General features: G+C 44.6%; 25 protein-coding genes. All 25 read right to left on the bottom strand.

Annotation, left to right across the window (positions count from 1 at the left end):
* Window positions 1-3: 3 nt before the first annotated feature.
* On the bottom strand, window positions 4-588 hold the full coding sequence (locus tag DR864_RS28895) for a GNAT family N-acetyltransferase (RefSeq protein WP_114070621.1): 585 nt from the start codon (window positions 586-588) through the stop codon (window positions 4-6).
* 6 nt (window positions 589-594) lie between these two features.
* Window positions 595-3,195, bottom strand: coding sequence for a TonB-dependent receptor plug domain-containing protein (locus DR864_RS28900; protein WP_162794286.1), 2,601 nt, complete (start codon window positions 3,193-3,195; stop codon window positions 595-597).
* A 25-nt stretch (window positions 3,196-3,220) separates the two neighbouring features.
* Window positions 3,221-6,412 carry an nSTAND1 domain-containing NTPase gene (locus tag DR864_RS28905; protein WP_114070623.1) on the bottom strand — a complete coding sequence of 1,064 codons (3,192 nt, stop codon included), beginning with the start codon at window positions 6,410-6,412 and terminating at the stop codon, window positions 3,221-3,223.
* A gap of 35 nt (window positions 6,413-6,447) precedes the next feature.
* A complete protein-coding gene (locus DR864_RS28910; RefSeq protein WP_114070624.1) occupies window positions 6,448-6,873 on the bottom strand; it encodes an ATP-binding protein in 426 nt (141 codons plus the stop codon).
* Between the two features lie 180 nt (window positions 6,874-7,053).
* Window positions 7,054-7,374 (bottom strand): anti-sigma factor antagonist, encoded by a 321-nt coding sequence (locus DR864_RS28915; protein WP_114070625.1) that lies wholly within the window; start codon window positions 7,372-7,374, stop codon window positions 7,054-7,056.
* Between the two features lie 34 nt (window positions 7,375-7,408).
* Window positions 7,409-9,526, bottom strand: a complete 2,118-nt coding sequence (gene glgX / locus DR864_RS28920) for a glycogen debranching protein GlgX (RefSeq protein ID WP_114070626.1) — start codon at window positions 9,524-9,526, stop codon at window positions 7,409-7,411.
* Between the two features lie 2 nt (window positions 9,527-9,528).
* Window positions 9,529-9,867: an STAS domain-containing protein gene (locus DR864_RS28925; protein ID WP_114070627.1), complete on the bottom strand. Its 339-nt coding sequence runs from the start codon at window positions 9,865-9,867 to the stop codon at window positions 9,529-9,531.
* A 21-nt stretch (window positions 9,868-9,888) separates the two neighbouring features.
* Window positions 9,889-11,715 (bottom strand): AGE family epimerase/isomerase, encoded by a 1,827-nt coding sequence (locus DR864_RS28930; protein WP_114070628.1) that lies wholly within the window; start codon window positions 11,713-11,715, stop codon window positions 9,889-9,891.
* 63 nt (window positions 11,716-11,778) lie between these two features.
* On the bottom strand, window positions 11,779-12,198 hold the full coding sequence (locus DR864_RS28935) for a VOC family protein (RefSeq protein ID WP_114070629.1): 420 nt from the start codon (window positions 12,196-12,198) through the stop codon (window positions 11,779-11,781).
* A gap of 12 nt (window positions 12,199-12,210) precedes the next feature.
* The gene (locus tag DR864_RS28940; protein WP_114070630.1) at window positions 12,211-12,783 is read right to left on the bottom strand and encodes a DJ-1/PfpI family protein; all 573 of its coding nucleotides are present in this window, start codon (window positions 12,781-12,783) and stop codon (window positions 12,211-12,213) included.
* 118 nt (window positions 12,784-12,901) lie between these two features.
* Entirely contained in the window at window positions 12,902-13,327 is a 426-nt protein-coding gene (locus DR864_RS28945) for a hypothetical protein (RefSeq protein ID WP_114464159.1), read from the bottom strand.
* Window positions 13,328-13,390: 63 nt separating this feature from the next.
* Window positions 13,391-13,783: a nuclear transport factor 2 family protein gene (locus DR864_RS28950; RefSeq protein ID WP_114070632.1), complete on the bottom strand. Its 393-nt coding sequence runs from the start codon at window positions 13,781-13,783 to the stop codon at window positions 13,391-13,393.
* 24 nt (window positions 13,784-13,807) lie between these two features.
* Window positions 13,808-14,464 (bottom strand): hypothetical protein, encoded by a 657-nt coding sequence (locus tag DR864_RS28955; RefSeq protein WP_114070633.1) that lies wholly within the window; start codon window positions 14,462-14,464, stop codon window positions 13,808-13,810.
* A 35-nt stretch (window positions 14,465-14,499) separates the two neighbouring features.
* Window positions 14,500-14,907, bottom strand: coding sequence for an ester cyclase (locus DR864_RS28960; RefSeq protein ID WP_147277187.1), 408 nt, complete (start codon window positions 14,905-14,907; stop codon window positions 14,500-14,502).
* 48 nt (window positions 14,908-14,955) lie between these two features.
* Window positions 14,956-15,396 (bottom strand): ester cyclase, encoded by a 441-nt coding sequence (locus tag DR864_RS28965; RefSeq protein ID WP_114070635.1) that lies wholly within the window; start codon window positions 15,394-15,396, stop codon window positions 14,956-14,958.
* 57 nt (window positions 15,397-15,453) lie between these two features.
* The gene (locus DR864_RS28970) at window positions 15,454-15,891 is read right to left on the bottom strand and encodes an ester cyclase (protein ID WP_114070636.1); all 438 of its coding nucleotides are present in this window, start codon (window positions 15,889-15,891) and stop codon (window positions 15,454-15,456) included.
* A gap of 72 nt (window positions 15,892-15,963) precedes the next feature.
* Entirely contained in the window at window positions 15,964-16,755 is a 792-nt protein-coding gene (locus DR864_RS28975) for a nuclear transport factor 2 family protein (protein ID WP_114070637.1), read from the bottom strand.
* Between the two features lie 37 nt (window positions 16,756-16,792).
* A complete protein-coding gene (locus DR864_RS28980; protein ID WP_114070638.1) occupies window positions 16,793-17,203 on the bottom strand; it encodes an ester cyclase in 411 nt (136 codons plus the stop codon).
* Between the two features lie 43 nt (window positions 17,204-17,246).
* A complete protein-coding gene (locus DR864_RS28985; RefSeq protein WP_114070639.1) occupies window positions 17,247-18,119 on the bottom strand; it encodes an ester cyclase in 873 nt (290 codons plus the stop codon).
* A 67-nt stretch (window positions 18,120-18,186) separates the two neighbouring features.
* On the bottom strand, window positions 18,187-19,701 hold the full coding sequence (locus DR864_RS28990) for a GMC family oxidoreductase (RefSeq protein WP_114070640.1): 1,515 nt from the start codon (window positions 19,699-19,701) through the stop codon (window positions 18,187-18,189).
* 38 nt (window positions 19,702-19,739) lie between these two features.
* A complete protein-coding gene (locus DR864_RS28995; protein WP_114070641.1) occupies window positions 19,740-21,446 on the bottom strand; it encodes a thiamine pyrophosphate-binding protein in 1,707 nt (568 codons plus the stop codon).
* A complete protein-coding gene (locus DR864_RS29000) occupies window positions 21,436-22,263 on the bottom strand; it encodes a type 1 glutamine amidotransferase domain-containing protein (protein ID WP_114070642.1) in 828 nt (275 codons plus the stop codon). Before DR864_RS29000 ends, DR864_RS28995 begins: the two co-directional genes overlap by 11 nt.
* Window positions 22,264-22,334: 71 nt before the next feature.
* The gene (locus tag DR864_RS29005; protein WP_114070643.1) at window positions 22,335-24,191 is read right to left on the bottom strand and encodes a glycosyltransferase family protein; all 1,857 of its coding nucleotides are present in this window, start codon (window positions 24,189-24,191) and stop codon (window positions 22,335-22,337) included.
* A 729-nt stretch (window positions 24,192-24,920) separates the two neighbouring features.
* Window positions 24,921-25,142 carry a LytTR family DNA-binding domain-containing protein gene (locus DR864_RS30580; protein WP_114070644.1) on the bottom strand — a complete coding sequence of 74 codons (222 nt, stop codon included), beginning with the start codon at window positions 25,140-25,142 and terminating at the stop codon, window positions 24,921-24,923.
* A gap of 73 nt (window positions 25,143-25,215) precedes the next feature.
* A partial coding sequence (locus tag DR864_RS29015; protein ID WP_510186840.1) for a response regulator occupies window positions 25,216-25,424 on the bottom strand: 209 nt, incomplete at its 5' end.

The following is a 25,424-nucleotide window of genomic DNA, read 5'->3' on the forward strand; positions in this document are numbered from 1 at the left end:
GGACTAAAGGTCCAGCTTCATTAGGAAGAAAGGCCGTTCGGGCATTTCTGGGATGTTTTCAAGTTGAGAAATTAAGTTAAAACCCAGTTTTTGTAAATGCACAAGTCGAGATAATTGAGGGAAGGCAATCATCACTTTTGAGCCTACTTTTGCCGCTTCGTTAATGCGTTCATTGTCGAGAATTCTGGCAAAACCCTGCCCCCGATACGCGGGGTCGACCACCAAACGGTTGATGGAAGCAATGGGGCTTTTTTGAAAAAGCGGACGGTGTTCTTTATGCAAAAAATCAGCGTAGGGAACATCCTCAATGCACTCATGAAAACTTAAACGAGCCGCCGCGACTATGGTCTCATCTTTAGTAATAATCCAATGGTGTGCATTTTTGTCTATGGAATCTATCCACACCTCTTGTGAAAAAAAAGTGGGATTTATGCCGTTCTCATTACGCCAAGCCTTAATTCTGAAACGACCAATTTCTTCCATGCGCTCAGGAAAATAGCCCTCATGAATTACAAACCCGTCGGGTAAGGATTTAATTTTGTTTTTTTCCATTACCAAAAAGTCCAAAAAATCGGGTAAAGTGTTCATTATGAATTACTTTATTTCAAATAAAATACCCAGTGAAATATTTCGTTTTTCTTGCGGAAAACGCGAAGCTCCCACAATATTGTCGGCTTCTCTAATGCCTGGGACAAAGTATTCTTTGTTTAATAAATTATAACTCGTTACCTGCAACGATATACCTTTGATTATGTCGTGGTAGGTCAATGCACCATCCATGATGAAATATGGGTCAAACAGTTGGATGGGGTTTCGGCTGCCAGAAGTTCCAGCTCCCGTTTTGCGGGCACCCACATAATGAGAGGTGATGTTTAGCCTCAGACTTTTAGTGAATTGATAATTTGCACCGATGTTGAACGAAAAATCGGCAATATCGCTGATGCGTAAATTTGAGGTTAAGTCGAGCGGATTAGTGTACGTAAAATTACTCCAAACGTTGAGTTTGTTCCATTGATAGTTAGCTTCGGCCTGAATACCCCAAATCCGCTGACGCCCAATTCCCTGAAATTGATTGGTTTTGGTGCCGTTTTCCAATACTACCGAGGCCAACCCCACCGCATTGCTGTAATTGGCGCGGTAGGCAGCAACGGTAATATTAAGGTCTTTGATGGGTTTGTAGTAAAGGCTGAACTCTAAGTTTCTCACTTTTTCGGGTTGTAGTGTTGGGTTGTTCAGCCGTCGTTCGGCGGTGGTACCGTATTTTTGAAGGTACGAAGCATCTTTAAACGCTTCCGCATAAATTGCCTTTAGAATAACGTTTCCTTTGCTGTAAATAGCTGATAATCTAGGGTTTGCTACCATACCATACCCGCCATTGTTTCTTACTCGGTTGTTGTCTACCCGTAATCCGCCAACTAAACTAAGTGATTCAGAATAACGATAAGTGGCTTGGGCATAGATTCCAACATCAAAAACACGAAAATTGTTACCACCCCTAAGGGTATCAGCTGGAAAACCTTGCTCTTCGGGATTGCCAGTGCCAGAGGTAACGTAATTCCCCTGAATTATGCTGTTTCGGTACTCTACACCACCATTGACGTCTAGGTTGAGTAGAGGACTCCATAGCGCCCGAAATTCGTTACGGAATTGGTTAGAAACACGGTAATTATAAGTAGTAGAGTAGGTAGGGCCAGTGCCCGCGGCTAAGTCGGCGATTCCCAGACGAGCGTTGTAATATCCGCGATAAGAGGGGAGATTGGTGCCTCCGTCTATCTCGTGTAAGCGGTAGGATGAAAGGTTGATAATCTGGAATTTATCATTTATCACCTTGTTGTAAGTTACGGCAAAACTTCGGTAATAGGTGATCCAGCGTCCTAGATCGGCTGTATTGATTCGGGATAAGTTTGTATACCATGGCACTGCCCCTTCGTCGGTTTTCCAGTTGGTGATGGCTATGGTTAGTTCTTTAAATTCGATTTTGGTTTTCATGTACCAGTTCTTTGAATAATCATTGAACTGGACTGGTTTATCTAAGGCATTCCCGTTAAAAAGTCTATTGTCTAGTTCGGCTGCTTTTTCGGCCCCTTTCGGGGTTAGCCGAAGCGCACTAGGTACACCGTTGGTGAATTCAACGTTGAACAAATCTGAGTTTGGAAACTTGGTCAGGAGTTGGGTATTATTGATGTAATTTAGGGCATCGGTACCCGTTCTATCCAGTCGTGTACCGTAGGCTGCGGGGTTACGGGCGTCGTAGTTCCATTCGGGGTATTTCGACAAATTCATTTCGTTGGATTCAAACAGTCGCCCTGTGACCGAAATGGCCACGTCTTTGGTTTTGACTGCTATAGTTCCGTCCGCATACCGCGTTTTCCATGTTCCTGATTTTACTTGACCATTGAATCGTACTTTATTGTTGCCGTCAATAATCTCGCGGTATTTTTTTGTAATAATATTTATCACTCCCATAAAGGCGTTGTTGCCGTACAAAGTAGAAGCGGGCCCGTATACCACCTCCACACGGTCTATGTCGGAAAGCGTATATTGACGTGAGATGGGGATATTATCTGAGGCCAAATCGTTTTCTTCCACCCCGTCAATGAGCATCAACATTCGGTCGTTGGAGGTGGACCGATAGCCCCGCGTGTAGAAATTTGAATAGCCGGGGCCGTTACCTTTGGCAATGTCAAACCCTGATAAATCGTGCAGGAGTTGTTCTAAGTTTTGATAGCCCCGCCTGATAAAATCTTTTTCCGTAATGACGATTACCGTGGCGGGTACTTTCAGCACGTTTTCCGCCCTTTTTGATACTGAGGTAATTTGTACAATGCGTTCCTGCGAATCTTTGATGCGCTGAAACATATCTTTGAATTGGGGCGAAGCCGCAAAATCAGGGTCAAAATTGGGGTTTATAGCCAACAAACTCTGAATGGATTCGGCGGCTCTGGCGCTTGAGTCCATGGCCAAGTGCGCCATTGCCAGTATTTTGTAGGCTTGAACTTTAGCCGTTGGCGAAAATTCTGTTTTCAAGCATGGCAGAAGAATTTGGAAAACTTCATCAAAGTTGCCAGTGGTGTACTTTTTTTCGGCTTCGGGAATACTCACTGTTTCATCACAGATTTGCCCCATTGAGCACACAGCCTGTAAGCATGCCCCAATCAAAATTCCCCATTTTATCAGTTGTATAATTTTTATCATTGTACAGGTCATTTTCAAAGTAACTTCACTTTAATGCCGTTTGTACTTTTGTGAATTCGACATCTTTTCCAACATATTTATTCCATTCATCAACGGTCATATCCCGGGTGATTTTTTTGCTTACTTTGGCATATAGTTCATCAATGCCAATATCCCAGAGTCGAACTGTACGGTCAGCGCCATAAGAGATAAGTTTTTTGCTATCTTTCGTAAAACGTACGCCTGTTACCCATGTGTTAAAATCATTGATGACAATTGGCTGTTGCTGGCGCGTAATATCTTCGTAATTAAAAAGATGAACCGACCAATCAAAACTGCTCGTTGCCACCAAATTGCCATCGGGAGAAAAGACTATATCACTGACGGTCGAATTGTGTTTACCAAGTACTGTCGCCGCTGAGAATTCAACGATTTTGTCGTTATTATAATCCCATACCGTTAAGACCCCAGCAGAGTTTCCAGTCAATATTTTTCTACCGTTGGGGCTAAATGCCAGCGCGGTTATGCGGGCACCCATTCCGTAAAATGCAAAAACATCCGGCGCTTTTTTTAAATCATTTAGCTCAAAAACAACGACTTTCTCTTTTGAGCCACAAACAATTTTTTTGCCGTCTGGACTGAGTTTTGCACAAAAAATATCCATCCCAGAGCGCAGGTTGGCCACGGAGTCAATGCCGTTGGCCGATAGATTCCACGTTCGAACATTCCCATCGTTGCTAACTGAAACCACCGTATTGTTTTCGGCTAACAACAGCGAATGTATTGGGCTGCGGTGCCCCTTCATTACAACGGGAACTGGGGTAGGGGAGTCGATATTCCAACTGAAAAGGGTCCCCAAGGCCCCTCCAGCAATAAGCTTTTTCTCATTATTGTCTAAAATAACCGCCCTAAATCCCTCCGTTGACTTATTGCCTCGACTGAATGAACGGATGGGCTGAATGGGGCTAAGGCCATAGTCCCAGAGTTTAATGGTGGCGTCGTCGCTACCAGAGGCAAAAATATTATCGCCTGATTTTACACCTACGGCCACAGAGCGCACCACGTCGGAGTGCCGGCGTAGTATTACTTTCGCATTTGTTCCCGCAGCTTTGGCTAGGGCATTAAAAATATCAGGGTTGCTTTTTTCGCCTTGGCTTTTCAGGTTGAGGTTATAGGCATGCAGTGCCAGCAAAGCAGGTAATTCATCCTGTGAATTTTCGGGCATCTGGAATGATTGAATGGCAATGGCCCGGGCAATTGCTTTTACTTTTTGTCGTTCGGCATCTCGCTTGGCATTCTCGGCGATGGTTCTTTGCCGTTCAGCTTCGCGGCTTGCTTTTTCTGCCTCGTCCTTTCGTTTTTCGGCTTCACTTTTGGCGGTTACGGCGATTGTTTTTTGGTTTTCAGCGTCGCGCCGGGCCACTTCTGCTTTGTTGCGTTGTTCCGTTGCAGCCTGCTGCGCAACAATCGCTTCTTGTCGCTGAATCTCCGCCTTACGTTGTTCCGTTACTGCAATCCGTTTTTGTTCTTCGGTGAGTTGTTTTTGAGCTTCGGCAATTTCTTCCTGTTGTTGGGCAATTCTTTTTTGTGATATTGCTTCTCGTTTCTGGACTTCTGCCTTTTTTTGTTCTGACAATGCTAGTTGCTCCTTTTCTAAGGATTCCTTTTCACTTTGTTGGGCTTGTGTTCGTAGAATAATGGATACCACCAAAAACATGAGTGACAACAAAGACCCTATTCCCAAGGCAATGGCAAATTGGCGGGTTCGTTTTACCTCTTTTTTGTGGCGACTTTCTTTATTTTGTACCTCAAATTCATACTGACTGCGGCTGTATTCAAGGTAATTAATGGCTCTTTCAAAATAGGGATCATAGCGGAGTGCCCATTCTTTGTTGGGACGGTTTTCTTTCAACCACCTCAAGCCGATTTGTAATTCGGGATTTACCCATAAACCAGTTTTTCCTTGTTGGTATAAATCGGCCGAAAAACTCAGGTTTTTGTAAAGTTTCGCGGATTCACTTTCCTCATCTACCCACGTTTTTAGGCGTTTCCAGAGGTAAGTGAGGCGCTCGTGGGTGAGGTCAACTACGGATGCATCAGACAACGGTGTGGAGTAGGAGGGTGAAAGAAAAGAAGTCCCCAACTCGCGCAAGCGGTCAATGACATCTAAAAGCAAAAATTCATTTACCCCTGTTACTTTTTTGATGGTTGCCACCGTGGTCGGGCTAACAACACCGACATCACCTGAACCAACGACAATTAGGGACTTGAAAAGTTTTTCGGTTACCTGTTTACGTTTGGCATCAAAAACATCTTGATAAATTTCTTCGGCGTGGAGTGAAAGCGCATCTGACATGGTACCGATGGCTTCATAGTCCTGTTCATCAATCGGCTGCTGCGGTGATTTGTGGACTTGCCAATAGTCCCACGTGCGCATGAGTGAATGTTGAAGTACGGGAAGTTGGTCGGTTTTACTGCCGATGTCGCCCAAGAGACGATCTACTAAAGTGGGTGAAATGTCTACTCCTACAGTTTCAAGTGGTCCGTTGATGGCCTGGATGATTTCGGCGTGGTTCATCTTGGGCAATAGATAATACCCACGGTTGATGGCTTCGGTCAGGCCGTTGTAGTTAGTGCAATAATCTAAGTAATCGGAGCGCATTGTGAGCGCCACATGGATTGGCAGCGTGCGTTGCTGAATCAGGCGGATTAAAAATTCAATAAAAAGAATCGTTTCATCACGGTCGGTAGTGATTTGCGCTTCTTTTTGGCGGTAGCGAAAAACCTCTTCGAATTGGTCAATGACCAGCAGGATGTTTTTGTCACCGAAAAGCTGAAAAACTTTAGTTAAACCGTCAGAATCATTGAAAATAAACGATTCTAGGTGATTAATGATTTCTGGGGAAGAACTACCGATGTTATATTTTGAAACGTAATCGGTAAGAATACTTATTAGGTTTTTTATGGGGTTAGCACCCGGTTTTAAAATGAGAATATGCCAGCCATTTTCGTTCGTGTTTTCCAATCGGTTTTTTTCCAGTGAAGGAATCAAACCGGCTTTAATTAACGAAGATTTTCCACTTCCTGACGAACCGATAATGGCCAAAAACCGCGAGCTACTTAATTTTTCTCTCAGTTTTTTGACGTGCGTTTCTCTTCCAAAAAAAAGATTTGCGTCTTTGGAGTCAAAACTTCTCAGTCCAGGGTAGGGATTCGCATAAGTTCTGTTGGGTGCCATATTAAAAAAAGACAGTCAAGGGTTGCCCCTTTGGGCTAGGGACTTTTGATATCCACTACAAAAATATTTCGATTTCGGTTATTCTTGTACTCATAAGAAAAATCACTTACGCCAGTGATGGTAAGGTAAATTCCTAGTCCGCCGATGGGCCTTTCTTCCAGTGGCAGATTGAAATCCTCCTCATCGGGGAGTTCACGTGTGGTAGGGTCAAAGGGCGATGCATCATCCTCAAAGATTACTTTAAGTTGATGGGGGGTAGCTTCGCTTAAGACGTCAATATTTCCCTCTAATCCGGCATTTTGATAACCGTATAAGATGATGTTTGTCGCAATTTCATCGACCGCTACCAGTAAATTATAGGTTGCTTTTTTGTCTACTCCCGCCTCTTGGGATTTTTCTTTGACGTACTGCCGAATGGCATCAAGCGAGTCAATGGTTGCCGGAAAGGATTTCAGTTCCATTTGTTAATTGACAAAGTACGAACGATGATTGAGTTAATTCTCTATACGAAGCTTAAATGTTGTTGGTTGCTTTTAGCTTTAAAACAGATTTAAGTGGCTGAGAGATAGTTTTGTAAAACCGCTTTTCAGCCACTTAAAATCTATTTTATGTATCCAAAAACATTTACTTGCCGTGTTGACCTATACAGGGTATTGATCAACAATATTGACGCTGTGTTGAAGCCCCGTTTTTTCGAGCGTATCGACGATGATTTCTTGCGGTTTTACAATGTAAATCGTAAGTCCAACGCCCATTTTTTGCTTTGAAAAAATCAAAACGCGCAACCCTGCCGATGACATAAATGACAGATTTTCTAGGTCCAGAACGAGTTCAGTAGGCGATTCAAGCGCTACTTTTTCGATTTCTTTTTGAAAAACCCGCGCCGATAATGAATCCAGCTCGCCCGTTAGTTTAAGCTTGGCAACTTTATCGACTACTTCTGAGGTTATTGTAAAATCCATGTTATTGAGTGTTTTTGGTTGAGATTAATCAATTTTATTTTGCGACCAGAATAATGACTGAACGTCCGCCTACAAAAAAGCCAGTTTGGTTTTCGAGTAATGGTTCCTCCCCGATTTGGTGGATGTCTTCTGAGTTGGCCATGTCGGTGTTGGCAAAAACGTGCCATTTCAGCCCAGGCTCGAGCGTCGGAAGTTCAAAATGCAACGGCTCCCAATACATATTCAGGGCTACATAGATGGTTTGGTCCTTTATAGTTCCCTCTTTGGCATGACTTCCGCAGAGCATAAAAGCCAAGGTACGACTTTCTGCCGACCAATCTGGCCGCCATGCCAGCGTACCATGGAAGCTTATATCAGGCAGACCGCTCCCTACGTAGTCGTAATGACGGAAGTGCGTTGGACTTCTGAGTACGGGGTGCGCCCGACGGAACCGAAGAATCTGTTGGGCATAGTGAAACAAATCAGCGTTTTTATTGACCAATGACCAGTTCAGCCAGTTCCATTCCACATCTTGACAATACGTGTTATTATTGCCGAGTTGGGTATGACCCATTTCGTCGCCCATTAAAATCATCGGAATTCCCTGACTGACCATTAAAATCGTCAAGGCATTTTTGATTTGTTTGTGGCGTAGAAAATTAATGGCTTGGTCGTCGGTTTCTCCCTCCCAACCGCAGTTCCACGAATTGTTGTCGTTGGCTCCGTCGTTGTTGTCTTCGCCGTTGGCCTCGTTATGTTTTTCGTTGTAGGCAAACATATCGTGCAGCGTAAAGCCATCGTGACAGGCCACGAAATTGATGCTCGCGGTCGGACCTCTGGAGGGATATAAATCGGGTGAACCTTGAAGCCTTTGGGCCATTTCTCCCACCAAGCCGGTATCTCCTTTGAGAAAACGGCGCACCGTGTCGCGGTATTTTCCGTTCCATTCGGCCCAGCGACCGTACGCAGGAAACGAACCCACTTGGTACAAACCACCGGCGTCCCAGGCTTCGGCAATCAATTTACACTTGGCCAAAATGGGGTCGTATGCCAATGATTCCAACAAAGGTGGGTTACTCAGTGGACTACCGTCCTGGGCACGGCCCAAAATGGCGGCCAAGTCGAAGCGGAACCCGTCGATGTGGTAATCTGACGCCCAATAACGCAAGCAGTCAAGCACCATGTTTCGAACCACGGGGTGATTGCAATTCAAGGTGTTGCCCGTTCCAGAGAAGTTGAAATAATACCCCTCAGGCGTGAGCATGTAGTAGGTCTTATTGTCAATTCCTCTGAACGAAATGGTATGCCCACGGTGGTCGCCTTCGGCGGTGTGGTTAAACACCACGTCCAGAAACACCTCGATTCCGTTTTTGTGCAGTTCCTTGATGAGGGTTTTCAATTCATCCACCTGCATGCCAAACTTACCCGTGGCGGCGTAGCCTGCTTTTGGCGAGAAAAAGTTTACGGTACTGTATCCCCAATAGTTGACCAGCAATTCTCCCGTTTTGGGGTTGGTGCGGCTGTTTTCCCATTCATCAAATTCATAAATGGGCATTAGTTCGATACAGTTTATACCCAGCGATTTGAGATACGGTATTTTGCTGCGAATACCCGCGAAGGTACCTGCGTTTTTGGTTTCAGACGAGGGGTGACTCGTAAAACCCCGTACGTGCATTTCGTAGATGGATAAATCCTCGATGGGTGTTTCGAGCGGGTGGTCGTTTTCCCAGTCAAAATCTTCAAAGGCCAAACGTGAACGATAGGGGTACACATCATCCCAGTTGGGTTGGGCACGCCACGTATCACGGCCGCCTAAGACTTTGGCGTAAGGGTCGCTCAAGATGACATTTTTGTCAAAACGGTGACCTTCTTCGGGTTTAAACGGCCCATCCATGCGATAGCCATACTCAAGTCGTTCAAAATCAAGGTCGAAAACCGTCATACAATACACATCCCCAATCCGGAATTCGTCGGGAAAAGGAATTTCTGCGTATGGCTGGGCTTCGCCCCGTTCAAAAAGAACCAAAGTACATGAAATAGCAGCACTTGAATAGACGCTGAAATTGACCCCGTTTGGCACCATGGTTGCTCCAAACGGCAGCGTATGCCCCCGTCGGAATTTTATACCCTCGTGTTCGTGGGTTGGGTAGTAATCAATACGAATATCTGCCATAGTTAGCCCTTTTTTAGTGTTTCTACCGCTTCTTCTAACGTGTTAACAATGATAAAGAAGTTGATAAAACCGGTGTTCGACATTACGTCCTGAATATCTTCAGATACTCCTACGAGCACAACTTTTCCGCTTTGCGATTTTATTTGGCGATAAATCATCAACAAAACCCTTAAACCAGCGCTCGAAAGGAATTCTACTTTGCTCAGGTCAATAATAACTTGCCCTTGTCCTTTGATGGCCGCAATAGCGGCTTTTTCAAATTCAGGGGCGGTTTTGCTATCTATGTTGCCTTCCACCTCAATGACAGCAATGCTCTCTATTATATTCTCGGCTACTTTCATGTCGATAGTGTATTGTCTAATTTAAATAACAGGACTTATAAGCACTTTCACCCGAACCCTTTCGTCGGTTTTAGGGAGCGTGACAAATAACTCGTTAGCATCAAAATTGGGGTACGGCTCATCATTGATGTAGCATGCGCTGATGTACACACTTCCTTTGGGAAGAATATCAGGCGAAACAAACAACTTATTGTTTTTAAAACCGTTTGGATACGGCTTAAAGTAGAAATAAGTTGGTTTTTTGGTGATGAGCAAGTTGGTATACACTGCCGATAAGAAGCACAACTCGGTGCTGTGGTAGGCACTCATTGAGTGGCTGCCTTTGAAGCGCTCGGTACCCAACAGGTACGGCATACCGTTTCCAAACACGTTGAAGTATACCCCGCCGTCGTCGGTATCGAGGAAAAACGCGTTGTAGAAGGCGGCCGACTCGCGGGCGTATTTGAGGTAATCGTCGTCTTTCAGGATTCCGTGCAAAATCATGTATGCAAGAATGGCTTGCTCTTGCTGCCACCATGCCTTGCGGTCGTGCCACACAAACTGGTGACGGCCGTTGGTTTTGGTTTCGCGCTCTACCACGTCATACCAACCACCGCGCTGCGGGTCAGAGCCTGCTTCGGGCATAAGGGCGGCGATTTTTTTGGCAAATTCGAGGTAAGAATCTTTGGCAACGAGCGACTGCATACGCATCAAGTTCCAGGCGATTTTGAGGTTGTGACCTACAACGGCCCGGTTTTGCTGCCAGCCCCAAGTTTGGTCTTTGCTCCAATCTTCAAAGAATTTCTCCTGCACAAACGGACTGTTTTCGTAATCAGGGAAGTATTTGGTGATAGTATCAAAAGTGTACTCAAGGAAGTCAGCGTATTTTTTCTCACCCGTAGCCAAGTAAAGGTTGATGAGGTACGCAGGCGCGTGGTCACCTACTGAGTTCCAGTTTTTGCGGGCGCGGTTATGTGCCAACGATTCTTCGTGAGCATCCAACGAAATCGGGTCAATGTGTGAGAAATAGCCTTCTAGTTTGTCATCTTTGAAGTATTTCTCAAACAGTTCAATCGTTTTTTCGATGTCCCACATAATGCGTGGATCACCCGTTAAACGGTAGGTTTGGGTAGGTCCAGCCAAGGCGTAAATTTGCTCGTACATTGGCAATGAATCCAAGTCATCTCCGAATTCAGAAGTCAACAACTTGGTTTCTTTTTGGCCATCTACTTTTACGCCGTGGTACCAGTATACTAAGTCAGCATCTTTGTCATAAAAACGCATGTGGTCGCGGAGGTATTCCGTTCCCAATTCAGCACCTTCTAAAAACGAGTCATTTCCTGTGAGCATGTATGCCGAGGCAAACCCGTAAATCATGCGTGAAATGGTATCCGTTTCTTGCAAATAATCTCCTTTTTTTGCACCCGCCAAGTGAAGCATCGTGCGGTAGTTTTTATAATTAATCGGCTCTTGCGGATAATTAAACTGCCATTTCAAATAACTCGTGGCAATGGAAGAGATTTGCTGAATCCACCAATCTTGCGCTTCGTGGCGATATTCATGGGCTTGTGTACTTGGGAAGATAATCCACTGTACTTCAAAAACGGGCTCGCCACCTTCTAGCGGCGGATAAAACGTACCATAAGAGTACAAAAATTGACCTTTTTGGGCCAATAAATCTTGCATCACTCCTGAGGCATCTTGATACGATTCATCAAGATTACGGAAAGTGCGCGCATACGTTGAAGGGAGTAAATTTACTTTGAAAACCCGCTTATCGGAGGTTTCGACAGTATACCATTTTTCGGCGGCGTTGTATTCTATGATGTACCCAGCAAGGGTATCAGAGAAGGTAAAATCGAGTTTCATGAATTGAGAGTTTAATAGTGTTAAATTAAGGATTTAGAAATCAGTCAGAATTTGAATCGGTGATTAATCCTCTTGGTCAACGTAACCTTGGGTGATTTCAATGATATTTCCTTCGGGGTCTTTGACCCAAGCGGTTTTCCAGCCAGGAATAAAATCATCAAACGCCAACGGGCCCAGCGTAATGACGGCATCAGCACCCATTTCTGCGAGTTTAGCATCCACATCGGCTACTGAAAAAGCCAAGTGACGCAGTCCGGGATAATGTGGGCCATCGCCTTCCACATTGGGAATGGGGCGTTCTTCGTCGGGGGGGAAAACTTCAAAATAAAAATTACCAGCATCTTTCATGAAAACTAGTTCTTTTCCTTCTCCCAACGAAATGGTACGCGCTCGTTTAAACCCGAAGTATTTTGTATAAAAATTCTCAAATGCGGCGAGGTCTTTGACCGTTACCGCTACGTGAAAAAAAGAGGTAGAGAGCATATACAGCCTTATTTAAGCTTTTTCGGATAAGATTTCGATGATTTTGGCAGCAAAAAAGTGCGCATGTCCGCCCGAACGACCCGTGACTAAATCGCCGTCGACGACGACATCCTCATTGACGTAAATCGCGCCATAGGCTTTAGCGTCGCCGATGAGGTTGTTGTGGCAAACCAGTTTGCGGCCTTTGACTAGCTCAGTAGCGGGGGCTGTAAGCCATAATCCGTGGCAAATAATGCCTTTGAGGATGGTTGGCTCGGCAAAAACGCGTTTGAGGAACTCCGTAGCAGGGGGGATTTTTTCGACATCCTCTGTGTACCGCAGCCGGTCAGACACCATGCCCGAAGGCACAATGATGGCCGAGTAGCTCCGCAACTCTTCGTCGCTCATGTTTTCAAAACTTTCCCAACAGTCCATCGGTACTTTGTGTTCGTGGCCGGTGAAAGTGATTTTGGGTTGCCCCCAGAGTCGGGTCAAGAAATGAATTTCGGCCCCTTCTTCCGGAAAACGATATTGATAATAAAATATCTCGTTTTCGTAATAGTCGGCTTCAAAGAGAATTCCAATTTTTTTGCCAATAAGTTTCATGTTAATCCAGTTTAAAGGCTAATCTAACGGGTTGTTAATCAGTAACTTTCTAAATAATTCCAGAAAGTCAGGTAAAATAATGAATTGGGGACCAATCTTTTATTTTACCTGCTTTGATTTAAAGCGTTGCCGACCCTTCGTAGTATTTCAAATCGTCGACTGTATATCTGGTGATGATGGGGCTACCGTTGGGGCCCACTTTCACGTCCCATGTTTGATAGGCGTCAAGCGTAATGCGCTTGCTGTAGGCATCAGGGGCATTCCAAACACTGGCTTCCCATTTTACTACCACTTTTACCACGGCGGTGTCGCCGTTTATGACCGCTTCTGTTGACTTTACGGTGTGTACCTCGTCGAAGAAAATGCGGATAACGCGCTGAAACCAGCCTTCAAAGCCTGCGTATCCGTAGACCGTTGCTTCTGGAAAAACCATTTCCAATCCTTCGTCGGCCAGCATCGGAAGTACTTCAACCATGGGAGCGTGAACGTCTAACTTGCGGTACCAAACCTCGGCAAGTGATTGTATTGATTCTGGAGTTAACATATAAATTTCCTGTTTAATAAATGACCAGTAATAATTTGAATGCGATGGGTTGTAAATTAGGCTTTAGGCCAGTGTGCCGTCGGGGTGTTGTACCATACCTGCAAAGTGAATGGCGATTTTGCCGTCTTTCAGCACCCAGCTGTCAGCAAAGCGCATATTGGCGGTATCATTCCCGAATTTCATCGTGATTTGTTCGGTAATCATGAGCGTTTGCGGGTCTTCGGTTTCGGCCCAAAACACGATGTCGGTTTCTAGTCCGTCGATACCCAAAATTCCTTGCATGTGTTCGCGGATTTGGTCACGACCTTTATAAATGACGGGCGCTTTTGAAAAACTGCTAATTAGGAGCGCGTCGTCGGTGTATTGATCCAGCAGTGCCTCAATGTTTTTGTCAAGGATAAGTTGGATGTGTTCTCGGTACATGTTGCCCAGTGGGCTGTCGGGTACGTTTTTCATGACAAATAATATTTTTCAGGTTGTTTATTCTTTGTGAGCAGCCTCGTTAACAAGTCGTTTTTGAAGTCCCAAAAGCCGGTTGAGTGACCAAAAAAAGATACTGGCCAGCGTTACCAAAACGAGGGCGATTCGTAGGGTGTCGTTGGGTTCGGTTTCCCATCTCTTTTTAATCAATAGATAGTAAGCAAGTCCTAATACAAAATAGACAGCGCAGATGATTGCGTGGCTATTAAGGTCTGAAGAATGGCCTGTACGGTTGCTATGGTTAAAAACGATGGGCCAAACGTACCAAATTGTCATTGCAAAATGCCAAGTCGAAAGGGCCCAAACATACAGTTGAAAATGATGCGGAGATTCTGCCAAGAACGACCACATTAAAATCGGGAACAAAGCCGAAAAACGGGCAGTATCGAAGATAAATCGGTTGAAAGAACCTTGATATGGTACGCGCTCCATCAAAACACTAAATCCCAACCACGCTGTAACAATAAAAAACAGCGTGGTCAGAAAAGAAACTACCACCAAAACATCATTCCATACGGTAAAATCAAAACTTGGGGCTGTATTCCAATGAAAGCGGTCATTAAGAAGACGAAAGCCCGTTACGAGCGTTAGTGAAAAAAACAACGTGATTAGATTCGGTAATCTTACCAGTACTTTGGATAAGGTGTTAGTTTCCATAATTGTGTTTAGTAGGGAGTGATTGAGGTTAATGCTTAGCGAAGTTGTTCTAATAATCCCCAATCGTCCCAGTTCGCCCACGCTTCGGTAATCTTACCATCTACGACGTGATACATAACTATGCCTTTCCAGGTAGCTGTTTTTCCCGTTGCTGGTATGCCCGCAAACGTGTTTTGGTGCGTGCCAGGTGCGGCAAATCGTACTACGACTTTGTCGCCTTCGGCCACCATGTCCACAATTTTAAGGTCAAGGTCAGGGAAAGCACCGTAGAGCATATCCATTTGATTATGGAGGGCATTTTCTCCTTTGATAGCTTCTGGAACGGCCGAACGGTCGATGTAGAAACCTGGGGCTGTAAAATCGTTAAATTTACTAAAGTCCCGATTTACGAGGATGGCGTTGACGTATCCTCGTACAAGTTCTTTGTTTGCTTCGACTGACATAATTTTTTGGAGTTTTAAAAAGAGTTTATTGGCGGCAACCTGCAATCCCTAAAAGTCGTACAGTTTTTTGATGCCGCCGATTTGATTCATCAGGCTCATGACGTCATTCTGAACCTTGGCTTCGTAAATTTTGCCTTCTTCGTTGAATCTGAATAGCGTCATTCCGTTGATGGCAACATCTTTGTAGCTAGCGGGTACATTGCGCCATGTACCAATGTGCTTGGACTTCATATCCCAAAAAGCGGCACCGTTTTTTTCGTCAGCTACAATATCTTCTTCTGACTCAACGGAATATGTCAAGTTTTCAAAAATACTTCTGTTTCTTTCAACCAATCCCATAAATGCGTCACGACCATCGAGGTGCGCAAAAGCCAGAATAAACTGGAAATTTGGGTCAATGATTCTCTCGGCGATTTCTACATTGCCTTTGCTCCAGACATCTTCCAGAAACTGGCGAATTGCTACTCTGTTTTGTTCAATTCTAGTCATGATGACAGTTGGCTTAAAGGATGGAAGTTGGGTATTAAACCCAACTTATGGTTTGATTTAAGCTCCAGGAGGAGGAGGAACAACGCCTAATTGTTGCAAAAGACCTAATTCATCAACGTTTGCCCAGCGCTCAGCAATTTTGCCGTCTGCCATCCGAACAACTGTTGTGCCTGTAAGGGTAATGGTCTTGCCGCTTGGTGGCATTCCCATTACACCGCCTGTATCCGTTCCCAAAAGGCTCCAACGGTGTACTACTTTATCGGCAGTATATATCTCGTCAAGGATGGTCAATTTAACATCGGGCATAGCATGACGAAACATGCCTACAATGTGTTTGAAGCTGCCAGAGCCGGGTTCTGTCTTACTTTTACCACCTACCAAAGAGTGGTCAACTGCATCGGCAGATAATAAATCTTCGCGTACGTTGCCTGTGTTCCATGCGGCCTCAAAAAATTCAATGCAAATCGCATTATTTTGTTCGGGAGTAAGTGACATAACTGTGTGTTTTAGGTTTTATTATTGGTTATTTGTAAAGGAAATTGTTTGTTATTTGTTGTAAAGTGTTATTTATGAGGTGGTTGTGCCGTTTGCAAAAGCAACTTCTGTTGGTAGTGCGCCCATCAATGAACCTACCAATTGCAGAGGTACTTTTCCTTCCCGAATCAGCATCACATCATAAACACGTCGTTCGCCTAGCGAACTTTTCACGGTGGCCTCAAACCAAATGTAATCTCGGTCGTTGGTAATGTTTTCGACCGATAGGGGCGTAAAACCCGATTCTTTGGCAAACAAATCTTGAAACATCTGCCGGATAGCTTCACGACCCACTACGTCTACGCGGGCGGTAATCAATTGCGCATCCTCCGTAAAAAAATCATCTGCCAATCCATTAAAATCACCTTCACGGTGGAACTCAAGGTAGCGACTGTGAAAAGCTCGCGCCATGGTAGAATCTGGCGCTGTAAAGCCCGTAAAATCATCGGGTTGCCACACCGTACCTTGTCGCAGGCCAAAGAGTTGGAGGTAAAACTTTCCATTTTGAATAAACTTTACCTCGTAGATTTTGACAGGCTTACCTTGGGTGTTTTGAATGGTCATTTCCATCCAAATAAAATTTTTGCCCACCGTAAACTTGTCAATGGTTCGTTCTCCTAACGTGCTTAAACGGCTCAGATACAGCCTTATCAGCTCTTTTAGTGCTGTGTGTCCCTCCGCCCTGAAAGTGAATCCGTGGATACGGGCATCCTCAGCATAGCACCCCTCAACCATGCCGTCAATATCGCCTTGTTGCAGAAAACCCATTTGCTTCGCTTGTAAAGCTTCGGCTTCGGCGGTTTGGGTACTTTGATTTTCCTGCATGATTGAAAATGACGTTTTTGGTTGGAGGTATTATTGTTTATTTAATAACACCTAGTTGGTGCAACAAACCGAGACTATCGCCCGACATCCACATTTCGGCAATCTTCCCGTCTTGGATGCGAAACATATTGATTCCTTGGTCTGTCACATCACGATTGGTGGCAGGGTTTCCCAAAAACACACCCGTATTTGTGGCAGTATAAGACCACCGGCAAACGACCTTATCACCTTCAGCTACCAAATCATGGATCGTAAAATGAACATTTGGAAAGGCAATGAGTGCGGTTTTTAACCACACTTGAAACGAGGGTGGCTGGTGAGCCTGACCGGGCGGAAAGTGTAATTTTACGTCTGGCAGGGTAATCTCGTCGATTACCTTTTCGTCCTTTTTGTTCCAAAGGTCAATCCAGTACCGGGTAACCACTGCTTTGTTGGCTTCAATTGACATGAGAAAAGAGTTAACGTTTTCGGTTAAAAAGAACAAAGTTTATTTAGACAGGAATAACGCCTAATTGCTGCATGAGACCGAAATCATTTTCGTTTACGTGGACAGACACAATCTTGCCGTGACGAATGGTGAAAATGTCGATGCCAAAATCTTTGATTTTGTTGCCGGTTGCGGGTGCTCCCAAGAACTCTCCCAAGTGAGTTCCCGTAATTTGCCAACGGCTGGCTACTTTGTTGCCTTCGCTCATGTGGCGCAATGCCGTAAACTGAATGTCGGGGAATGCATTGCGGAGGTACATTACGAAGCCTTTGAAGGCCTCATATCCCGTAATTGGCTCCGGTTGAGTAGGAATAATGAAGGCAAAATTGGGTGCCAAAATTTCTTCAACTACTTCCAGTCTACCTTCACTCATGATGTCTTGGAAATAACGCATCGCTAAAGCCTCGTTTTGCTCAGGAGTGGTTTCTTCCACGATTTCAGGAGCGGGAATTACGCCGAGTTGCATCATCAATCCGAGCGTATCTTCGTGGCCTATTGACTCAGTAATTTTGCCGTCTTTGATGGTGTGCCACGTCATTCCATCTATCTGGAAGTAATTTCCTGTGGCTTCCAAATTGCCTTTTACGGTCAATAATGGCCCACCAACGTGCGTACCACCACCTACCCAGCGCGTAGCCACCCAATCTCCACTTGCCACCATGTCTTGGGGGTCAATGTAAAAATCTGGGAAAGCACTATGTAACATATTTACCAGACCCAAAAAACCATCTGGCCCGTGGAAGGGCTCGGGGTGAGTGGGTAACGTAAAAACGAAGTCTTCTGACAGAATTTCATAGGCTGAATCCTTATTCGCCTGGTTCATGATTTCATGAAAGTACCGACGCGCGATGGCTTTGTTTGGGTTGCCTTGTGACATTTTTGTAGAAATTAAAATTTATAAGCTGGTTTAGTTACTTCAAATCAAGAATTATTAATCATTCAATTTAGGCGTCTGCCAAAATCATGTCGGCGGCTTTTTCGCCAATCATAAAGCAGACCGCCACGGTATTGCCACTCGTTACGTTTGGCATCACTGAGGCATCGGCTACGCGCAAGCTGGAAATTCCGTGCACACGCAAGCGGGAATCTACCACCGCTAAGTCGTCCGTACCGATTTTGCAAGTACCTGCGGGGTGCCAGAGCGTTGAGCTTTGGGTGCGAATGAACCCATCAGGATCTCCAGGGCCGGGCGCTAACTCACCCCCATTAATGGGCGCAAACGCTTGGGTGTTGCTCAAATTACGAACCAGTTGAATGGCTTTTCGCAATACCTCCATGTCGTCGGGATGCTCCAGATAATTGGGATTAATGAGCGGTTTGTCGTGGGGGTCGTCTGAACGAAGTTTGACGTCGCCTACGCTTTTAGGCTGCACTAGAATCGGGAGAAAAATGCAGACATTTCCACCGAAATCGGGTAAAACAGGAGCTAAAGGCGCGGGAATGCTCGGGGTAAAATTGAGCTGTAAATCTGGCCCAACTGAATTTTCGTTGGTCCTGACAAACAACGCATTGCCCGTCAATAAAGTGGTCATTGGACCGTCGTTGGTACGAAAAATAACTGGCAACTGCACGTGATCCTGCAAGTTTTTACCTACGCCTGGCAGCTCATGCTGTACTGGAATGCCCACGCTTTGTAAATGTTCAGCCTCACCAATGCCCGACAGCAAGAGGATTTTAGGAGAACTTAGCGCTCCCGCACTGACAATCACTTCTTTCTCCACCAGGAGTTGCTCAATTTTTCCGTTTAGCTGGTATTCAACGCCAATTGCTTTCTTATCCATGATCAATATACGCGTTACTTCGGCACCCGTAATGAGCGAAAAGTTTGGACGGTCAAGAATAGGCTGCAAAAAAGCGGTGGCACTGCTAGCGCGTTGGCCTTCTGGGGTGATGTGAAACTGAAGCAATGCCGCTCCATTTTCTTGCCGCTCACCGTTATAGTCCCAATGGGGGCCATCATAACCGAGTTCGACGGCTGCCTGCAAGAATTCCTCAGAGCGCATTACGTCGTCTGGACAATCACGAACGGAGATTTCGCCGCCTGTACCTCTAAAATTAGGATCACCGCCTTGGTAATCTTCCAATTTTTTGAAATAAGGCAACACATCCTTGTAGCTCCAACCGTCGGCCCCCAAGGCCTGCCATTGATCGAAGTTGGCGGGGTTGCCCCTCACGTACATCATGGCATTGATGGAAGTACTTCCCCCCACTACTTTTCCCTGATTGATGGTCAGTTCGCGGCCAGCCATTGCGGGTTGAGGAGTGGTTGGAAGTGACCAATCGAGCTGAGAACCCCACAATTTTACAAAGCCACCTGGTTCGACAACATTGGCGGTTTGATCCCATTCTCCGGCTTCAAGCAGCACTACCTGCACGGAAGGGTCGGCACTGAGTCGGTTTGCAATGACGCTCCCCGAAGCGCCTGCTCCGATAATAATGTAATGACAGTGAGATTTCATTAAAGGTTTAGGAAAGTTTTAAATAACGTCAACTGATATTAATGAGAACAATTGATTTTAATTAAGTCTGGTTTATAATCTCCCTCTAGCACCAAGTCAATCAGGAAAGGCTCATCGTCGGCCAGCATTTTTTCAATGGCAGGCAGGATTTCAGATTCTTTTTCTACCCGAACCGCTTTGACGCCCATGGATTGGGCCAAAAGGTCGAATCGGATGGCGGGGTAAGATAAATCAAAGGGCAGTGGATAGTCATGCTTATCAATGTTGCGTTCTTTCCAATAAACGTCAATGTTGAGTTGAAGCAACTTGTAAGAACCGTTGTTGCAGACGATAAACTTAGCCCCAGACTTGTGTCTTATGGCCGACCAAAGCGCCTGAATCGTGTACATACTGCCACCGTCTCCTGAAAATCCAATCACGACTTTCTCAGGATTTGCCAGTTTTACCCCAATGGCACCGGGAAAACCAACCCCAAGCGAACCGCCCCGGGTAACAAAGTAATGACCTGCCTGACGCGGTGGAATGTAGCGGGTAATGGCGGGTGAATTGGTTAAGGCCTCGTCGAAAATTATAGCATCTGAAGGCAATTTTCGAGACAGTACTTCGGCAAACTGCGCCATCCGTAAGGTTTCTCTGGCGGGTTCGTCTTGGTCTTTGGCCAGTTCGGCAGAATGTTTTTTGGCTTTTTCATCCCCAATCTGGTGAACCCGGGCCGCCGCCGCCGCTTTAAATTCGGGCGTCATGGCTGATTTCAACGCATCGGCCAGTGCTTTCAGCGAAAGTTTGGGGTCACTGACTACGCCTACATCAACCCGGTGGTTCTTGGCAATTTCGTAACTATTGAGGTCGAAATGCACCACCTTGGCCCCAGGAGCATAAATATCACCCGTTTCAGGAAATACCTCTGGTAGCATGTAAGTGCCAACGATTAGGTTTATATCTCCTTTGGTTGTAATGGGGAGACTGTAAGACCCAAACATGTGCCCTGTGGTGCCTTGGTAGAGCGGGTGGGTTGTATCAAAAATAACATCTCCAAAATCCACTCCGTATACTTCGGCACCGATGAGTTCAGCCACCTGTGTTAACTCAGGAATGGCGTTTGAATAGGCGACTCCGTCCCCGATGAAAATCATGGGTTTTTCGGAAGCCAAAAGCATATTTGCCGTTTGGGTAATCAGCTCAGGGTCAGGAAGTACCCGCGTAGAGGGAATACAGGTCGGGAATACTTCCTCTTCATTGACTTCGTCGAGGACGTTCATGGGTAAACAAACGTACACGGGTCCCATCGGTGGGGTAGAGGCAATTTTTACGGCTTTTCTGAGGGTTCGCAGCAATGATTTTGAATCCATTACCATTGTCGAAAACTTTGTGACGGGAGCCATCATTGCCACTAAATCATTGGCCATTTGCGCATCCATGTTCATGTATTGCGTACCAGCATCCGACCCAATCACCACCAGTGGCGCGTGGCCTCTTTTGGCTTGGTAAACCGCACCCACCGCATTCCCAATCCCGGGAGAGCTGTGCAGCTGCACCAACGTAGGGCGTTGGGTATGCCGAGCATACCCATCCGCCATCATAACGGCAATACTTTCTTGCAACGTAAGAATATACTTCATGTCGGGGTATTCGGCAACGGCGTCCAGGAAACCCTGTTCAACCGTTCCCGGATTTCCAAACATAAAGTCCATCCCGTCGGCCAAAAACTGCTCGACGATTTTTTGATTACCTGTTTTACCAGCCATACCGTTTTACTCCTTTATCAAGCACATTTACAAATTGGTCGCCAAACTCGAATGAACATTGAAGAGAGCGGGCAGTAATGAATGGATAATCCACGATAACGGAAGTTTCTTTGCCAAAATTTCCGTGGAATTGACCTTCGGGTCCAACGGCATCGGCCAGAATGTATTCAAGGCAATACGGTGGAGGCCCCATGTTGAGGTCAGTGTTGAGGAATCCAGTACCATCATGATAATCATACTCAATGCAGTGACCAGTCACGTGTTTGCCTTTGATAATGGAAATACGCTCGTTGAAATCACGGGCAAAAACCAACGGAGCAACACCGTAGCAAATCGCACCGATAGGCTGATTTTTTTTGTAAAAACCTAAAATGAGGTCATGAACGCGCTGGTTGTTTACCATGTCGATGATTGGGCCGCTTCCGCCTACCAATAAAAGACCCGCATATTCTTCCGTCAGTTTTTCCTGAGCTACTTTTAAGTCTGCAAAATACTGCTCAAACGCCCTCAAGAAGTTTGGCGTTGAGAAATAAGGTCTTTCTGGAACTTCCTCCGAAAGATTGCGGCGTTGCTCTAAGCGATTGGTAGCTTCAAAAGCTTTTACTTTTTCGGCCGCTTCGGGCGTAGTTACGCATGTACCAAGCGGTGGATCTACGTAAGTAGTGTCATAACTTGGGGGCAAGGCTTGCGCCTTTTTACCCTTAGGGGTCATGAACTCGACGGTATAACCGGCGGCTTCCAATTTTTCGAGGGGCCCGACTAACTCAACGCCCCAGTACCCGTACTCAGACAGGATAGCCAAAATTTTCTTAGACATAAAAGAGAAAAAATCTATGATGAACGATAAATTGATTACAATAATTAGATCTTTGATAATGCTTTTTTACCTCAATACACATCGCTCGCCTCGACGGCGGAAGCGGTGGGATGAGGGATGTTTTTTTTCCGTTTCAAGGCTATTTCGTGCGCGGTGTCGTAATGCGTGCGCATGTTGTTCCAACTAAATTTTTCTAGTACATTTTCCATTCTGTTGCGCTCAGATTCATTGCTGCGGCGGGTCTTTTTGACAAACCGAAACATGATATCGGTCAACTGCTCAACGGATTCAGTATACGTTTGAGATTTACGATTGACGACATAGATACCTCGGTCGTCGTGATTTTTCATGTTTTGGGTAACATAATGCCCAAAACCCGATAAATTACTGGTCACCGTTGGCACTCCCGCCACCACGCATTCTTGAGGTGTATAACCCCATGGTTCATAAAAACTCGGAAAAATCCCTAAATGGCATCCACAGACAAATTGACCGTATTCAAGCCCAAATAGGGGATTTGAGGAGGTGATAAATTCGGGGTGATAAACTACTTTGACTTTATCTTTCTGATTATTAAGGAGATTTGTTTGCCGACAATAATCAGTGATTTCGTCATCCTGTGCCAAATCGTGGGTTAGAAAAGCGGGTTGATTTTCAGACCGCCAGCTCAGAATCGTTCTTACTCTTCGGTGTTGGAGGTATTCACTCACAAAAGAATTAAGATTGGGTAGTTGAATCTGATCGTCCGTTACAAAACTCTTGAAGAGTTTACTGCCCACTTCCCTTTGAATAGACTTACAGGTTTCTTCCAATTCGTTGAGGACAGAATGTGAGTTAATGACTGAAGCATTGACCGACCTAACTTTTTGATTGGTAATGATAAACATCACCACTGTGGTATCCATACGTGCCTGCTTCATTTTAGTGTTTAGCAGGGAAAGTGCTTCAAGGGTAATGTCAAATCCTTTGTTTTTATATTCAAATCTACCTGACGTAAAAAAATAAATGGTCTTGTTGAGGTCAAATGAATAACTCGGGAAAAAATGACCCATAATAAACTTATGGATGTGCTTCCGGTATTGCAGATGCAAATTTTCTAATTTGAAGAGGGGAAACTTTTCCAACTTGATGCCATTGGGGGTAATCAAATCGGGTACTCTTCCTAGAAAATGAATGCATTCCTGGGAGGTAATTTCACTGATGGTGGTGAAAGTGCCGGCACTTTGGGCAGCCATGCGTTCTATAATGACCTGCGCCTCAATGCCATAGCGGCGGGATTCTTGTCGCCAGTCAAATTTCTCGAGTTTTTTGTAAAAATCTGGTTCATTTTGGGCTAAATACCGCCCTAAAATGGTTGCATGGGTGGTGAATACCGTAGCGATATTTACTTTTTTGGCGAACAATTTAGGTAAACCGCTCCCCGTCATCCATTCGTGAAAATGGACAACAACTTCATTGGAAATCGGATTGACCGCCATGAATTCGACGATAAAAAGCCGAATCATTTCACCGAATGCAAGTACCTGATTTACCAATGGGTCTGTTCCAAAATCCTGTACTTTATGTTGCTCCTGAAACTCGGTTTTGAGGTGACTGAGTTTGGACCAAATACAGTTTAAATCAAATAAAATTACCCTTGGTTTACCTGTTACCAGCAACCAATAGCCACAATGTATGGTTAGACCCATACCTCGTAACTTTTCTACTGTTTTGCCAACAGGGGAATCATTCGGATAATCAATCGGTTCAAATTCTACTGCCTTTTGAGCAAAATAGGGGCCCATCATTATGTAGCCATCTCCCCATTTATCCATCATTGATGGAATTTTTGAACGAATTACTGTATGAATTCCCCCAATTTGGTTACATATTTCCCAAGAAACTTCAAACAGTAGTTTCTTTTTCGAATTTGTAATTAATGAGGTCAAAAGTGTTACCGGGTTTAGGGGTTACAATAAATATAAATGCACATCTCCACAAATGCACCTTGAATAAGTACACTTGAAATCAGAGGCAAAACAAAATCAGTCATGACCTACAAAAAATAGATTGACAAATTAGCTTACCACAAGAGTGTTACAGGACCAAGCACAATTGATATAGAGTTTTTCAGCAGTGCTTGCCGAAGGGTTAAAACGTTTGAGAATACTTTGTTTTGAGTCTTTATCCTAACATTGATATATCAAAAATGATTGATACCCTAAAGAATACCAAATATTTTCAGTGAAGAACGCCCATTTTCCATTGAATTGTGCATTATTCACAGGGAAAGCGCTAATCTTTAACAGGGATGTGGTATTAAATCACAGAAATTTACAGGGAAAGTGAAAATTTTGTATGTCTTATAAATTCAGCTGCCTTTTAAGGATAATTTTGGCTTTTATGTGCCTTTTACAATGCTTTGTATGGTTTGTTGAAGGAGATAATTAGTGCCTATTTTTCAGTGAATGTGCTTTTATTTTCAGTGAATAGCCAATTTTGGCCAGTAAATTGATGTTTTTAGATTCTACTTTTAAAGCCTTGTAATAATCATTTATATCCCTCACTCAGTGCATGATAAAGTAATGAGAGCTAAAAGAAAAATACCATTTATCCGTTTTAAAATAGCTCAAGAAGTCAAAAATTGCATTTTGAGTTAATATAAATAGAAAAATTACTTAAATTTTTCGAAGCCGGCTCATTAACTCATCTTTCGAGGACTTACTTAAAGGGATCTGTTTACTTCCAATATGAAGATGAAGTTCCCGTATTTGCTCTACATGTTTAAGGTTAACAATGAAAGAGCGATGCACTCGAATAAATTCAGGGCGGTTTTCGAGGGCTTCACTTAATTTTCCCAAATTTTGTGTAAGCAGAATATCATTTTCTTTAGAAATAATTTACAGTAATAATCTTCGGCTTCAACCCATAAAATATCATCAAAGAAAACACGCTCCATTCGGTCTTTTGTCTTTATAAAAAGCCGGTCGCTGAGGCACGGAGTGCATTCAGGGTTTTGACCAGTTTTAAATCTTTTGGTTCTTTTTCGGAGTTTTCAATGGCTAATTCAATCGTATATTTTAAATCACGGATTCGGAATGGCTTAGACATAAAGGCTACAGGGGCCGTATTTTTCGCTTTGGCGAAGGTTTCCGCGTCGGAGTTGCTCGATAAAAAGATAA

Source organism: Runella rosea, assembly GCF_003325355.1.
Lineage (GTDB): Bacteria > Bacteroidota > Bacteroidia > Cytophagales > Spirosomataceae > Runella > Runella rosea.

What these genes read in the sequence shown, in the direction of transcription:
- DR864_RS28910 (WP_114070624.1), bottom strand. Translation starts at nt 6,873, where the DNA reads ATGGAACTGAAATCCTTTCCGGCAACCATTGACTCGCTTGATGCCATT.
- DR864_RS29000 (WP_114070642.1), bottom strand. Translation starts at nt 22,263, where the DNA reads ATGTCTAAGAAAATTTTGGCTATCCTGTCTGAGTACGGGTACTGGGGC.
- DR864_RS28955 (WP_114070633.1), bottom strand. Translation starts at nt 14,464, where the DNA reads ATGGAAACTAACACCTTATCCAAAGTACTGGTAAGATTACCGAATCTA.
- DR864_RS28980 (WP_114070638.1), bottom strand. Translation starts at nt 17,203, where the DNA reads ATGTCAATTGAAGCCAACAAAGCAGTGGTTACCCGGTACTGGATTGAC.
- glgX (WP_114070626.1), bottom strand. Translation starts at nt 9,526, where the DNA reads ATGGCAGATATTCGTATTGATTACTACCCAACCCACGAACACGAGGGT.
- DR864_RS28945 (WP_114464159.1), bottom strand. Translation starts at nt 13,327, where the DNA reads ATGTTAACTCCAGAATCAATACAATCACTTGCCGAGGTTTGGTACCGC.
- DR864_RS28990 (WP_114070640.1), bottom strand. Translation starts at nt 19,701, where the DNA reads ATGAAATCTCACTGTCATTACATTATTATCGGAGCAGGCGCTTCGGGG.
- DR864_RS28915 (WP_114070625.1), bottom strand. Translation starts at nt 7,374, where the DNA reads ATGGATTTTACAATAACCTCAGAAGTAGTCGATAAAGTTGCCAAGCTT.
- DR864_RS28905 (WP_114070623.1), bottom strand. Translation starts at nt 6,412, where the DNA reads ATGGCACCCAACAGAACTTATGCGAATCCCTACCCTGGACTGAGAAGT.
- DR864_RS28925 (WP_114070627.1), bottom strand. Translation starts at nt 9,867, where the DNA reads ATGAAAGTAGCCGAGAATATAATAGAGAGCATTGCTGTCATTGAGGTG.
- DR864_RS28900 (WP_162794286.1), bottom strand. Translation starts at nt 3,195, where the DNA reads ATGATAAAAATTATACAACTGATAAAATGGGGAATTTTGATTGGGGCA.
- DR864_RS28965 (WP_114070635.1), bottom strand. Translation starts at nt 15,396, where the DNA reads ATGACTAGAATTGAACAAAACAGAGTAGCAATTCGCCAGTTTCTGGAA.
- DR864_RS28960 (WP_147277187.1), bottom strand. Translation starts at nt 14,907, where the DNA reads ATGTCAGTCGAAGCAAACAAAGAACTTGTACGAGGATACGTCAACGCC.
- DR864_RS28895 (WP_114070621.1), bottom strand. Translation starts at nt 588, where the DNA reads ATGAACACTTTACCCGATTTTTTGGACTTTTTGGTAATGGAAAAAAAC.
- DR864_RS28975 (WP_114070637.1), bottom strand. Translation starts at nt 16,755, where the DNA reads ATGCAGGAAAATCAAAGTACCCAAACCGCCGAAGCCGAAGCTTTACAA.
- DR864_RS28930 (WP_114070628.1), bottom strand. Translation starts at nt 11,715, where the DNA reads ATGAAACTCGATTTTACCTTCTCTGATACCCTTGCTGGGTACATCATA.
- DR864_RS28970 (WP_114070636.1), bottom strand. Translation starts at nt 15,891, where the DNA reads ATGTCACTTACTCCCGAACAAAATAATGCGATTTGCATTGAATTTTTT.
- DR864_RS28950 (WP_114070632.1), bottom strand. Translation starts at nt 13,783, where the DNA reads ATGAAAAACGTACCCGACAGCCCACTGGGCAACATGTACCGAGAACAC.
- DR864_RS28985 (WP_114070639.1), bottom strand. Translation starts at nt 18,119, where the DNA reads ATGTCACAAGGCAACCCAAACAAAGCCATCGCGCGTCGGTACTTTCAT.
- DR864_RS28935 (WP_114070629.1), bottom strand. Translation starts at nt 12,198, where the DNA reads ATGCTCTCTACCTCTTTTTTTCACGTAGCGGTAACGGTCAAAGACCTC.
- DR864_RS28940 (WP_114070630.1), bottom strand. Translation starts at nt 12,783, where the DNA reads ATGAAACTTATTGGCAAAAAAATTGGAATTCTCTTTGAAGCCGACTAT.
- DR864_RS28995 (WP_114070641.1), bottom strand. Translation starts at nt 21,446, where the DNA reads ATGGCTGGTAAAACAGGTAATCAAAAAATCGTCGAGCAGTTTTTGGCC.